7 protein-coding genes are annotated in these 13,011 nt (G+C 67.5%); all 7 read left to right on the top strand.

Going from position 1 to position 13,011, the window contains the following annotated elements; all coding sequences use genetic code 11:
- Positions 1 to 92 precede the first annotated feature (92 nt).
- The 7 genes from bcsR to M3I56_RS14755 are packed head-to-tail and all read left to right on the top strand — an operon-like array spanning position 93 to position 13,007.
- Entirely contained in the window at positions 93 to 539 is a 447-nt protein-coding gene (gene bcsR / locus M3I56_RS14785) for a BcsR/BcsP family cellulose biosynthesis protein (protein ID WP_254354585.1), read from the top strand.
- 17 nt (positions 540 to 556) lie between these two features.
- On the top strand, positions 557 to 2,782 hold the full coding sequence (bcsA, locus tag M3I56_RS14780) for a UDP-forming cellulose synthase catalytic subunit (protein ID WP_254354584.1): 2,226 nt from the start codon (positions 557 to 559) through the stop codon (positions 2,780 to 2,782).
- The gene (gene bcsB / locus M3I56_RS14775) at positions 2,779 to 5,145 is read left to right on the top strand and encodes a cellulose biosynthesis cyclic di-GMP-binding regulatory protein BcsB (protein ID WP_254354583.1); all 2,367 of its coding nucleotides are present in this window, start codon (positions 2,779 to 2,781) and stop codon (positions 5,143 to 5,145) included. The genes bcsA and bcsB (M3I56_RS14775) overlap by 4 nt, the downstream gene beginning before the upstream one ends.
- 40 nt (positions 5,146 to 5,185) lie before the next feature.
- Positions 5,186 to 7,516: a cellulose biosynthesis cyclic di-GMP-binding regulatory protein BcsB gene (bcsB, locus tag M3I56_RS14770; RefSeq protein WP_254354582.1), complete on the top strand. Its 2,331-nt coding sequence runs from the start codon at positions 5,186 to 5,188 to the stop codon at positions 7,514 to 7,516.
- A 13-nt stretch (positions 7,517 to 7,529) separates the two neighbouring features.
- The gene (locus M3I56_RS14765; RefSeq protein WP_254354581.1) at positions 7,530 to 11,528 is read left to right on the top strand and encodes a cellulose biosynthesis protein BcsC; all 3,999 of its coding nucleotides are present in this window, start codon (positions 7,530 to 7,532) and stop codon (positions 11,526 to 11,528) included.
- Positions 11,529 to 11,572: 44 nt separating this feature from the next.
- Positions 11,573 to 12,223, top strand: a complete 651-nt coding sequence (locus tag M3I56_RS14760) for an SGNH/GDSL hydrolase family protein (RefSeq protein WP_254354580.1) — start codon at positions 11,573 to 11,575, stop codon at positions 12,221 to 12,223.
- A 43-nt stretch (positions 12,224 to 12,266) separates the two neighbouring features.
- The gene (locus M3I56_RS14755; protein WP_254354579.1) at positions 12,267 to 13,007 is read left to right on the top strand and encodes an alginate O-acetyltransferase AlgF; all 741 of its coding nucleotides are present in this window, start codon (positions 12,267 to 12,269) and stop codon (positions 13,005 to 13,007) included.
- Positions 13,008 to 13,011: the final 4 nt, after the last annotated feature.

Here is a 13,011-nt window from a genome sequence, read left to right as displayed (position 1 = left end):
GCAGGTCGGCAGTTCAGGAAAAAAAACACAAAACGTGCTGCGCGCATGACGCGCCTTGATGGACAGCACAACGAATACTACGGGGTCGGGGCATGAGCAGTGCATCGGACATTGCGAATCTTTTCGAGGTAGCGGACGCAAGCCCATCGCAGTACCGGGAAGTGGAAAGGGCGGAGCAGACGCAAGGTCTGCGTGGGCGCTGGTCCACGCTGGACGCGGCGGAGCCGGACCCCGTCGCGCCCGCGCCTGTCGCGTCGGCGCAGGGCGACGCCGCTGATCCGGCCGATCTTCCCGTTGCGACTGATGCGCTCGATGCGCCCGTTACGACCGATGCGTCACCCGACGCGGTTTGCGCCACGCCTGTTGCCGCGTCCGAACCTCCTCCGGCAGAGCAGGCCGCACTCGAAGAGCCTGTCGTTCAACCCACGCCCGAGCCTGTCGTCGCGGTGCAGCAGTCCGCCGCGCTGAGCAGTGTGTTTGCGCGCCTCATGGAACGCAATGAACCTCGTGGCGATGTTGCGCAGCGTGGTGCGCCATGATCGTCAAGCGGAAATCGATGCGGCCGCAACGACAAGCGGCCGGTGCGGGGCAAAGTGACGATGCCGGAGACTGGGACGACACACTGCTGCAAGCGGGGGCGTCGCTGCTCGCGTCGCGCTGGTCACGCGTGCTCGTGACGCTGGCGGCCGTGCTGTTGTTCACGTCGGCCGTGACGGTCCATCTGGCGGTGTCGAAGCAGTGGCTGTTCGCCATCCTGTGCATGGGCGTCGCGATCGCGCTGAGCCGCGTGCGCGGCCGCGTCCTCACCGTGTCGCTGGTGGCGTTGTCGGTATTCATGTCGCTGCGCTACCTGTACTGGCGCGTGACGCAGACCCTGTCCTTCACCAACTCGCTGGACAGGACCTTCGGCTATCTGCTGTTGCTGGCCGAAGGCTACGCGGTGCTCATGCTGTTGTGCAGCTACTTCCAGACGCTTTGGCCGCTGCATCGCCGGCCTGCGCCGCTGCCGGCCGATACGTCGGCCTGGCCCACGGTGGACGTCTACATCCCCACCTACAACGAGCCGCTCGACGTGGTGCGGCAGTCGGTGCTGGCCGCGACGCTGCTCGACTGGCCCGCCGACAAGCTGCGCGTATACCTGCTCGACGACGGCCGCCGTGACGAGTTTCGGGCATTCTGCGAGCAGGCCGGCGTGGACTATCTGACCCGCCCCGACAACACGCACGCCAAGGCGGGCAATCTCAACGCGGCGCTGGCGAAGACCCACGGCGAGTACATCGCCGTGTTCGACTGCGATCACGTCACCACGCGCTCGTTTCTGCAGATCTGCATGGGCTGGTTCCTGAAGGATCCCAAGATGGCCATGGTGCAGACGCCGCACGTGTTCTATTCGCCCGATCCGTTCGAGCGCAACCTCGAAACCTACCGCAAGGTACCCAACGAGGGCGACCTGTTCTATGGCGTGCTGCAAAACGGCAACGATCTCTGGAATGCCGCGTTTTTTTGCGGTTCCTGCGCGGTGTTGCGGCGCTCCGCGCTCGACGAAGTGGGCGGCGTGGCGACCGAAAGCGTCACCGAAGACGCGCTGACCGCGCTCAAGATGTGCATGAAGGGCTACAACACGGGCTACCTCGCCATTCCGCAGGCGGCGGGGCTGGCGACCGAAAGCCTGGGCCGCCACATCGGTCAGCGGATTCGCTGGGCGCGCGGCATGGCAGAGATCTTCCGCCAGTTCAACCCGTTGTTGATCTCGGGGCTGACGCTGCCGCAACGGCTGTGCTACCTCAGCGCGATGATGCACTTCTTCTTCGGCTTGCCGCGCATCGTGTTCCTGATCACGCCGATGGCCTATCTGTTCTTCGGCGCGCACGTCTTTCATGCGTCGGCGCTAATGGTGCTCGCCTATGCCGTGCCGCATCTCGTGATTTCGAGCATCGGCGCCTCGCGCATTCAGGGGCGCTTCCGCCATTCGTTCTGGAGCGAGGTCTACGAAACGGTGCTGGCGTGGTACGTGATTCTGCCCGCACTCCAGGCCGTGCTGTTTCCCGGCAGTAGAGGCTTCAACGTGACGTCCAAGGGCGGGGTGATCCGGCAGTCCTTCCTGGATTGGGCGATGGCGCGGCCCTACATCGTCCTGTTGCTCATCAACCTCGCCGGCTTCGCAGTGGGGGTGGCCGGTCTGATCCGCAGTCCCGGCTGGCCCGAGGCGATGAGTATTCTGTTCAACCTGGTCTGGGTGATCTACAACGTCATGAACCTGAGCGCGGCGGCAGGCGTGGCGTCCGAGTCGAGGCAGCTGCGCCTCATGCCGCGCGTGCAGATCGAGTTGCCGGCCGCCATCCGTCTGGCCGACGGGCGTCGCGTCGTCTGCCAGACCAGCGACTATTCGCACGGCGGCCTCGGACTCGTGCTGCCCGAGGACGCGCCGCTGCCGCAGCGCGGCGAGCGCGTCGTGGTCTCGGTGTTCCGCGACGACTACGAGGGCAAGTTTCCCGCCGAGGTCCAGGTGTGCCGCGGCCGCACCGTGGGCGTGAGTTTCCCGGCCCTGACGATCGATCAGGAACGCGACCTGATGCGCGTGACGTTCTCGCGCGCCGACAGCTGGATTGCTTCCTGGGGCCGCTATCGTCGCGACCGGCCGTTGCGCAGCCTGTTCGAGGTGCTCGGCGTCGGCGTGCGCGGCCTGAAGGAGTTGTTCCGGCATCTGCTGATGGGCTCACGCGAGCGTCTCGTACGTTCGACCGAGGCGCAGGCGGGCGAGTTGGGATCGAGGCAATCGTGAGTCCCGTCCATCTGTTGCCTTTGCGCGCCCTGGCGTGCGCGCGCCGGCTGGCGCCGCGGTTGGGTTCGGTGCTCGCCGTGCTTGCGCTCGGTGGCAACGTTGCGCTGGCCGCGAGCGCGCGTAGCGCGCCGACCGCATCGGCGCCGCCGTTTGCGTCGCAGGCCGTGACGGCCGAAGCGCCTGCATCGGCGCAGCCGCAGACCGCCACCGGCTCGGGCGATACCTATATCTATCGCATCCCGCTGCTGCGGCAAAACGCTGTGCAAGGCCTGACGCTGCTCGGCGAGGACGCCTATGGCGGCATGGACTTCGGTTTGCGCCGTGACGAGCGCGTGGTCGGCGCGCGGCTCGTGCTCGACTACCGCTATTCGCCTACGTTGCTCCCCGCGCTCTCGCACCTCAATGTGCTGCTCAACGGCGTGGTGGGGGCGACGATTGCGTTGCCGGAGCCTGTGCCGCGCACGTCGACGCAGGTGAGCGTGGATTTGCCGGTGTCGCTGCTCGGCGAGTTCAATCACCTCAACCTCGAGCTGATTGCGCATAGCAAAGCCAGCGATCAAGGTAACGATCCGCTGAGTCCCGACCTGTGGCTGAAAGCCGGCCCGAATAGCGCGCTCGAACTGACTGTGGCGCCGGCGGCGGTCTCCAGCGACCTGTCGCAACTGCCCGCGCCTTTCGTCGATGCGCGCGATGAGCGCCGCGTGAATCTGCCCGTCGTGCTGCCGCGCGCACCGGGCGAGCGGCGCCTCGAATCCGCGGGGATCGTGGCCTCGTGGCTGGGCGCGCAGGCGGGCTATCGCGGCTCGCACTTCACCGCGAGTCTCGGCGCGCTGCCCGCACATGGCCATGCCGTCGTGCTGGCGCTGCGCGACGAGTTGCCTTCCCTGGGCCTGGCCCCGCTCGCCGTCGACGCCCCGACGCTGGCGATCGTGCCCAACCCCAACGACCCCAACGGCAAGCTGCTGCTGGTCGCGGGCCGCGACGAGCCGCAACTGCGCACGGCGGCGCTGGCGCTGGTGCTGGGCGCGAAGACGCTGGCGGGCCCGCAGGTCCGCATCGACGGTCCCGTTGCCGCAGCACCGCGCCAGCCTTTTGACGCACCGAACTGGTTGCCGGGCGACCGCCCGGTGGCGCTGGGCGAACTGTTGCCGGCGGACCGGTTCACGATCCAGGGGCTCCGGCCCGGCGCGATCGATGTGGACCTGCGCCTGCCGCCGGGCCTGTTCGGTTTCAACAACAGCGGCGCGGTGCTGAACTTGCGTTATCGCTATACGGCGCGCCCGGAGTCGACGCGTTCGGCGCTGAATGTGCTGGCAGGCAACACGCCGATCGCGACGTTGCCGCTGCCGGGAGACGCATCGGACGGCCATGCCGTGATGCGGATTCCGACGTATCTGCTGCCGCCGCTGACGACGCTGCAATTCGACTATCGCTACGAGCCGGTCAAGACGAAAGACCACTGGCAGGACGTGCCCGGCGGCCCGCTGCTGAGCGCCATCGATCCGACTTCGACGATCGATATTTCGCAGTTGCCGCGTTACACGGCCATGCCCGATCTGGGCGCGTTCGCCAACGCGGGCTTTCCGTTTACGCGCCTCGCCGATCTGTCCGAAACCGCGGTGATCCTGCCCACGCAGCCGGCCGCGGACGACGACTCCGCCTATCTGACGCTGATGGGCAGCATGGGGCAGGCCACCGGCTATCCGGTGCTGGGCGTGACGGTGGCCGATCCGGCTCAGGTCGAATCGCTGCGGCAAAAGGACTTGCTCGTGCTGGCATCGGGCGACAACCAGCCTTTGCTCAAGGCGTGGCGCAGCGACTTGCCGCGCGGGTTCTTCGCACCGGCTCCGTCGTCCGGCAACGGGCTCGCCGGTTGGTGGGACAAGCTGACGGGCGGCCAGACGCAAGCCAGGCGCGAAGCCGACATCGCCGCGCTCTATCGCAGCGACGACCACGACGGCATGGTGGCCGGGTTCGAGTCGCCGCTCGCGCATGGCCGCAGCGTGGTGGTCGTATCGGGCAATACGCCGGGCGGCCTCAGCGCGGTCGCGGACGCGCTGCAAGCGCGCCACTACCGCGTCGACGACACGATCGGCGGCAGCCTCGTGGTCGTCAATGACGGCATCCTCACCACGCTGAACAAGGACCAGAGCTATTTCATCGGCTCCTTGCCGCTGCGGCTCGCGATCGAGTGGTTCTTCGCGAGTCACATCGTGCTGCTGCTCGCGGCGACGCTCGTCAGCGTCGTGCTCATCGGTTTGCTCGGCGGCGTACTCCTGCATCGGCGCGCCCTGAGACGCCTGAATCTGGACATTCCCCAGACATCGCAACGTGAAGAAGGACGACGAGGTTCTCATGTTTAAAAGACGGCCGGCTATTTCCCGGGCACGCCTCGCGCGTTGCATGACCGTACGGCCGGTATTGCGGGCGTTGCCGGCACTGCTGTTCGGCTGCACCTTCGCCTCGACGGCGCACGCCCAGGCCGCGGCTAGCGGCAATGGCGCAAACAACGCGCAGGCGCAGCCCGCTGCGGCTACGGCGGCGTCGTCAACGACCGTGACCTGGTCGTTGCGGCAATTGGGTGCGCAATACGCGCTCAACCTGCGCGGTGTCGACGGCAGCAACACGGTGCCGGTCGGCGTGCGCGACGATCAGGTCGTGAGCGGTGCGCGCCTGAATCTGCGCTATGCCTATTCGCCGGCGCTGCTGCCCGATCTCTCGCACATCAACGTGCTGGTCAACGACCAGGTGGCGGCCTCGATCGCGGTGCCGAAGGATACGGCCGGCGCGAGCCTGCAGCGCACGATCGCACTGCCGGCGTATCTGTTCACCTCGAACAGCAAGTTGCGCCTGCAACTGATCGGCCACTACACCACGCAGTGCGAGGACCCGCTGCATTCGAGCCTGTGGGCCAACATCAGCAACGAAAGCACGCTGAGCGTCGATACGCAGCCGCTGCCGCAGGCCAACGATCTGGCGCGCCTGCCCAAGCCGTTCTTCGACGGCCAGGACATCCGCCGGCTGAACCTGCCGGTCGTGTTCGCGGGCAATCCCGATACGGCCGCGCTCGAGGCCGCAGGCGCCGTGTCGTCGTGGTTCGGCGCGCTGGCCAGCTATCGCGGCGCAGACTTCCCGGTGTCGCTCTCCACCGTCCCCGCGCAGGCCAACGCGGTCGTCATCGTCCAAGGCGCGCAGCAGGCGGCGCTCGCCGGAGCGCCGCTGCAAGGTCCGACGCTCGCCATCGTCAGCAACCCGAACGATCCCAACGGCAAGCTGCTGCTCGTCATGGGCCGCGACGGCAAGGAACTCAAGCAGGCGGCCGACGCGCTGGTCACGGGCAGCCAGACGCTGGCGGGCTCGAGCGCGCTCATCACGCATTTCGCCGATCTCGCGCCGCGCAAGCCCTACGATGCGCCGCGCTGGCTGCGCACCGACCGCCCCGTATCGTTCGGTGAGCTGATCGACACCAAACAGTTGAGCGTGTCGGGCTACAGCCCGGACCTCATTCGCATCAATACGCGCGTGCCGCCCGACCTGTTCGGCTGGCACGCGTCCAACGTGCCGATCGACCTGCATTACCGCTACACGCCGCAGCCTTACATGGTCAATTCGTCGCTGCTGTTCAGCGTCAGCGATCAGTTCATGAAGTCGATTCCGCTGCTGCCGCTCGAGCGCCTGGAAGGCGGCGACAAGCTGCGCGCCGAAGTGCTGCCCGACAGCAGCCTGCCGCGTCAGGCGAACCTGGACGTGCCGCTGGAGACGCTCCTGCATCCGAACACGCAGCTGCAGTTCCGCTACATGTACGACTACATCAAGCAGGGCGAGTGCCGGGACATCATCATCGACAACGTGCGCGGCGCGATCGATCCCGAATCGACGATCGACCTGTCGAGGTATCCGCACTACATCGCGATGCCGAACCTGGCCGCGTTCGCCCAGGCGGGTTTCCCGTTCACGCGCATGGCCGACCTGTCCGACACGGACGTCGTGCTCGGCGCCAATGCGGGGCCGCAGGAGTACAGCACGTATCTGGCCGTGATGGGCCGCATGGGCGACTCGACCGGCTATCCGGCGCGCGGCGTGACCGTGCTGCGCGGCCAGCGGATCGACGCCATGCCTGCGGCGAAGGATCTGCTCGTGATCGCCTCGGGCGCCGATCAGGCCTGGCTCAAGGACTGGGCGGCGTACATGCCCGCGGCGTACGACCACGGCGCGCAGTTCTCACTCTCGGATCTGCCGGGCCGCGTGCGTGGGTGGTTCCACGCCAATCCGCGTCTCGATTCGGCACCCGGGCGCCTGTCGCTCGCCTGGACGGGGCCGGGCGTAAGCGCCGTGCTGGCGGGCTTCGAGTCGCCGAAGGAAAAGGGCCGCAGCGTGGTCATGCTGGTCAGCAATCAACCCGACGGTCTCAAGGATGCGGCCGCGGCGCTGCTGGGCGTGCCGAACTACGACAAGCAGCCCATCCAGGGCAGCCTCGTGTCGATCCGCGGCACCGAAGTCGATGCGCTCGTGGGCGAGCACACGTACTACGTCGGGCATCTGGGCCTGTGGCGCGGCCTCGACTGGTGGCTGGCTTCGTTCGGCGTGTCGCTGGCCTCGCTGCTGAAGGCGCTCGGTGTCGTCGCGCTCGTGCTGCTGGCGGCGGGTGGGTTCGTGGCCTTGCGGCACCGTCAGGCGCGGCGCGATGCCGAAGCCGAGGCACGGCTGCGCGCCAGGCAGCACGCGCAACAATAATCAGGAAACCTTCATGTTAGTCAGCCGCAGCCAGGCCTGTGTTCTGGGTTTGTTGCTCACCTCGGTCAGCCACCCCGCGTGGGCGCAGGACGCCAGCTCCAGCATGCTGCTCGAGCAGGGCCGCTATTGGCAGGCGCATGACAAACCCGATCTGGCCGCGCAGTCCTGGTCGAAACTGCTGCTGGCGGACCCGAAGCAGCCCGAAGGCCTCTATGGCATGGGGTCGATCGCCATCGGCAAGAAGCAGTTTGCGGTCGCCAAAGACTATCTGGCGAGGCTGCGCGCCGCTGCGCCCGACAGCCGCTTCGTGCCGCTGCTCGAGCAGGACCTGCGTCTTGCCGTGGAGCCCGGCAAGTCCACGTTCGCCAAGGCGCGCCAGATGGCGCAGGACGCGGTCAACCAGAACGACCCGAAGGCGCTGGCGGCCGCGATCGCGCAATACGACAAGGCGTTGGGCGGCAAGGCCCCGCAGGGCAGTGTGGCGCGCGAGTACTACACCTTCCTCGGCTATACGGACGGCGGCGTGGATCCGGCCATTCAGGGCTTGACGCGCCTGAACGCCGAGACGCCCGATCCGTATACCCAGTTGGCGCTGGCCCAGCATCAGGTGCGCGACGAACGCTATCGTGCCGCGGGCGTCGCGTTGCTGGAAAAGCTGGCCGCGCGCCCGGACATCGGCGGCGCGGCCACGGAAGCCTGGCGCTCCGTGCTGACCTGGGTCACGCCCACGCCGAAGAACAAGTCGTGGTTCGAGGACTATCTGAAGCTGCATCCCGATGACGATGAAATCCGCCATCAGATGCTCTCGCCGCGCGCGGCGGGCGCCCCTGCCGTGCCGGTCATGGACCCGCGCCTGACGCGCGGCTTCGCGGCGTTCAAGGCGGGCGACATCACGACCGCGGAACAATCCTTCACCGATGTGCTGGGCGACAAACCCAACGACACCGATGCGCTCGGCGGGCTGGGTCTGGTGCGCATGCAACAGGGCGATCTGGCGCAGGCGCAGACGCTGCTCGCGCGCGCCGTCGCGCGTCCGGGCGCCGGAGCCAACTGGAACAAGGCGCTCGCTTCGGCACGCTTCTGGCTGCTGGTGAATCAGGCCGAAGGCGCGCAAAGCGTGGGCGACTACGCCGCCGCGCGCAGCAAGCTCGACCAGGCGCTGCGCATGGACCCCGCTGAGCCGGGCGGCCGCAATGCGTCGGCCCGGCTGTATGCGGCGCAGGGCGATCTGACCCGCGCCGAAAAGGTCTACCGCGAGGTGCTGGCGGCACACCCGAACAACCGCGAGGCGGTGAGCGGGCTCGTCGATATCCTTGCCGCAACGGGGCGCGCCGACGAGGCCCAGAAGTGGGTCGACGGCATGTCGCCCGAGCAGCAGGCAGGCATCGGCGGCCTCGACCGTTTGCGTGCCGCCGTCGCCGCGGGCCGCGCCGACGCCGCCGAGCAGCGCGGCGATCTGGACGCCGCGCGACGGATCCTCGAAGACGCGCAGCGCCGCGATCCCGACAATCCGTGGATCCGTCTGGAACTGGCGCGCTACGAACTGCGGCAGGGCCACGCCGACGAGGCGAGGGAACTCGTGGACGGCCTGCTCGCCTCGAACCCCGACAATCCCGACGCCCTCTACGCGAGCGCGCTGCTGGCCATGCAGATGGGCGACTGGACGCGCGCGCAGGACACGATGGCGCGCATTCCCACCGCCGCGCGTACGCCGAACATGGTCGCGACGGCGCAGCAGATCGATTTTCAGGCGGTGGCGGCACAAGCCTCGCAACTGGCGCGCGACGGCAATCTGGACGACGCGCGCAACATGCTGGCGCGGCTCGAGGCGTCGGCGGGCAAGGACCCGGTGCGGGTGAGCGCGCTCGCCCAGGCCTATGTCGACGCGGGGAATCTGCCGCGCGCCATGGCCTTGATGCATGGGCTGATGCCGGGCGGCCTGAAGGGCAGCGGTCCCGATGTGCAGCTGGCCTATGCGGGCCTGCTGCTCAAGACTGGCCAGAACGTTCAGGCCCAGGACGTGATCCGCGGGTTGCAGGGCGAGACGCTGACCGCAGACCAGCGGCGGCAACTGGATGATCTGAATTACCTCTACGCCGTACGCCTCGCCGAGCAGCAACGCCAGCAAGGCGATCTTGCGCAGGCCTACGACACGCTCGCGCCGGTTCTCGCGAAGCGGCCCAACGACAGCCTGGCCAACGCCGCGCTGGCGCGAATGTATGCGGCCGACGGCCAGTACAGCAAGGCACTGTCGCTGTATCGGAAGGCGCTCGCGAACGATCCCGACAACCCCGGTCTGGAGCTGGGCGTGGCGATGACGGCGGTGCAGGCCGGCGAGGGCGGCGTGGCGGACGCCGCCTTGAAACTGGCCGTTGCGAAGGCGCCGAACGATCCGGACGTGCTGGCGGGCGCCGCGCGCATCTACGTCATGCAGGGCAAGACCCGCGAGGCGCAGTCGCTGCTGGTGACGGCCATCGCCGCCAAGGAAAAGCGGCTCGGCGTGCAGGCGCAAGGCGTCCACGTGGCGGGCAATCCCTTCGTGCACGACGACGATCGCCGCCGCCGTGCGGCTCGCGAGAAGCGCCAGCCGGCTGCCAATGCGTTTGCCGCGCAGGGCACAGCAGGCGCTGCCACTGATGGCGTGCTCGCGAACGACGCGGGAACGGCTTCTGGTCTCGCGTCTGCAACGACGTCGAAGGCGGCGCGTGCGTCCGCGCTGCCTTCCGTGGCCGGCACGCCGATCGGCGAGCAGACGCCGCAGGACGCGGTGGCCACGAGCGCGCCTCAGGAGGGCGCCATCTCGCTCGACGACATGCGCAACGAACTCGACGATATCCGCTCGGAGCGCTCAGCGGAAATTCGCGGTGGCCTGTTCGTCTCGTCGAACAACAGCGCCGGCGGGACCTCGCAATTGACGGATGTGCAGCAGCCGCTCGAAACCTTGCTGCCGGTCGGCAACGGCAAGTTGTCGCTGCGCGTGACGCCGGTGGAACTCGAGGGCGGCACGCTCGGCACCGATGTCTACAGCAGCAGCCAGTTCGGCGGCGGCCCGGTCGCCGCGCAGGCGCAGAAAGACGGCACGGTCGCCGCGCCCGGTGCGCAGAGCGCCCATGGTGTGGGTCTCGGCGTGGGCTACGAGACGCGCAAGTGGGCGTTCGACATCGGCACGACGCCTTTGGGTTTCCAGTACACCAATGTCGTCGGCGGCGTGTCGTTCAGGAGCGCCATCGATGCGAAGGCGGGCAGCTGGTTCAACGCGGGCGTGTCGCGCCGCGCCGTGACCGACAGCATCACGTCGTTCGCCGGTTCGACCGACGCGCGCTCGGGCCTGCGCTGGGGCGGCGTGACCGCCACGGGGCTGCATGGCGCGATCGGCCTCGACAACCAGGACTTCGGCTTCTACGGCTACGGTTCCGTGAAGTACCTGGACGGCTATAGCGTCCAGTCCAACGAGGGCGCCGAGGTCGGCGCGGGCACGTACTGGTACCTGCTGCGCAGCGCCAGCAACATGCTGACCATCGGCATGAATCTGAGCGGCGAGTTCTACCGCCACGACCAAAACAACTTCACCTACGGCAACGGCGGCTATTTCAGTCCGCAGCGCTTCTATGCGTTCACCGTGCCGATCACGTGGGCGCAGCGCTCGGATCGCTGGACCTACAAGCTGCAAGGGTCGGCGGGTTTGCAGTACTACCACGAGGCCGGCGCGCCGTACTTCCCGACCGACAGCACGCTGCAGGCGGCCGCCGTCACAGCAGCGTCGTCGCTTGGCTTGAGCGACGGCGCGGTCCATCCCGCGCAGTCGAAGACCGGCATTGGCTACAACCTGCTGGCCGCGGCCGAATACCGCTTCAGCAATCACCTCACGGGCGGCGCATCGGTAGGCGCCAACAATTCGTCCAGCTACCGCCAGTGGGTGGCTGGGCTGTATCTGCGCTTTAGCTTCGCACCGCAGACGAAATCGCTGGATATGCCGGTCATACCTTACCAGTCGCATTACAACGATCAGTAGCCCGGTCGATCGGAGATCGATCGTTTTTCAGGAGTCTTAAGTTCATGCTTGCTTCCGTACTTGCAGGTCTCAGCATTCTCATGATTGGCGACAGCCATCTGAGCGAGCCGGGTTATCTCATCGACACGTTGCAGGACCAGCTGATCGCCGCCGGCGCGCAGGTGCACACCTACGGGGTGTGCGGCAGCGTGCCGGGCGACTGGGTGAAGTCGGTCCCGGGCACCTGCGGCGGCGCCACGCGCAACGGCAAGGCGCCGCTCGTCGTCGATCACAGCGCGAAGACGCAGCCTATCGATCAACTGGTCGCGGCGAACAAGGCCAACCTCGTCATCATCGTCGAAGGGGACACGTTCGGCGGATACGGCAAGGACGATTTCCCCAAGAGCTGGGCGTGGCAGCAGGTCACGGCGCTCACGCAAGACCTGGCCGCCAGCAAGACGGCGTGCGTCTGGGTCGGGCCGGCGTGGGGCACGGAGGGCGGCAAGTACCAGAAGACCTTTGCGCGCGTGAAGCAGCTCTCGTCGTTCCTCGCCACCAATGTCGCGCCGTGCCAGTACATCGACTCGCTCACGTTTTCGAAGCCGGGCGAATGGGCGACGGTCGATGGTCAGCATTTGACGACGACCGGCTACAAGTACTGGGGCGCCGACATCATGAAGGCGCTGGTCAAGCTGCCGGTCGTCCAGCACAAGTAAGGCGCTGCCGCCGCTTCGTCACATCGAGAGTTGGAGAAAAACAATGAAAAACGTCCATTCCCAGCCGCTGCGCTTCGTTGTTCGCAGCCTCGCGCTGTCCGGCTTCGCGCTGTCCGCGCAACTGGCCGTCCAACTGGCCGTACCGTTCGCCATTGAACCGGCCATGGCCGCCGATATCCCGTTGTACGCGACCGGTCCCGCGGAGGATTCGTCGTTCGTGCGTTTCGTCGATGGCGGATCGCATCCCGTGGATGTGACCTCTGCCGGTTCGAAAGCACGCCTGACGCTCGATGCCGAGAACCCGGCCAGCCGCTTCTTTCCGATCGCCGCGGGCAAACCCGTGGCCGGCACGCTGACGGCGGGCGGGGCGCACCAGGACGTAAGCGCGACCGTGAAGCCCGGCGAGTTCGTCAGCATCGTCGCGCTCGACGGGGTGGAGAAGGGCGCGCGTTCGCAGGTCGTGACGGTCCGCGAAAAACCGGACGACTTCAACGCGCTCAAAGCGTCGGTGGGCTTTTACAACCTCGATGCGCACTGCGCGAGGCCCACGCTGAAAGTGCCCGGCCGCGACGTCGTGCTGCTCGACGGCGTGGCCGCGGGCCAGAGCAGGCGCCGGCAGGTCAACCCGGTCGCGCTGTCGGTGCAGCTCGCCTGCGGCGGTCAGCCGGTGGGCCAGCCGCTGAATCTGGGCACGCTCGTCGCGGGGCAGCGTTATACGGTGTTCCTCGTGCCGGCCGGTGCACAGTCGCGCATCTTCTTCGCGAACGACGCGGTGAGCCGCTGATCGC

The sequence above is a fragment of the Paraburkholderia sp. CNPSo 3281 genome (assembly GCF_024206515.1).
Classification (GTDB): Bacteria; Pseudomonadota; Gammaproteobacteria; order Burkholderiales; family Burkholderiaceae; genus Paraburkholderia; species Paraburkholderia nodosa.
This window is presented reverse-complemented; position numbering and strand designations above follow the sequence as displayed.

Coding starts and splice junctions, on each gene's coding strand:
- bcsB (WP_254354582.1), top strand. CDS start 5,186: ATGACCGTACGGCCGGTATTGCGGGCGTTGCCGGCACTGCTGTTCGGC.
- bcsA (WP_254354584.1), top strand. CDS start 557: ATGCGGCCGCAACGACAAGCGGCCGGTGCGGGGCAAAGTGACGATGCC.
- bcsR (WP_254354585.1), top strand. CDS start 93: ATGAGCAGTGCATCGGACATTGCGAATCTTTTCGAGGTAGCGGACGCA.
- M3I56_RS14755 (WP_254354579.1), top strand. CDS start 12,267: ATGAAAAACGTCCATTCCCAGCCGCTGCGCTTCGTTGTTCGCAGCCTC.
- M3I56_RS14765 (WP_254354581.1), top strand. CDS start 7,530: ATGTTAGTCAGCCGCAGCCAGGCCTGTGTTCTGGGTTTGTTGCTCACC.
- M3I56_RS14760 (WP_254354580.1), top strand. CDS start 11,573: ATGCTTGCTTCCGTACTTGCAGGTCTCAGCATTCTCATGATTGGCGAC.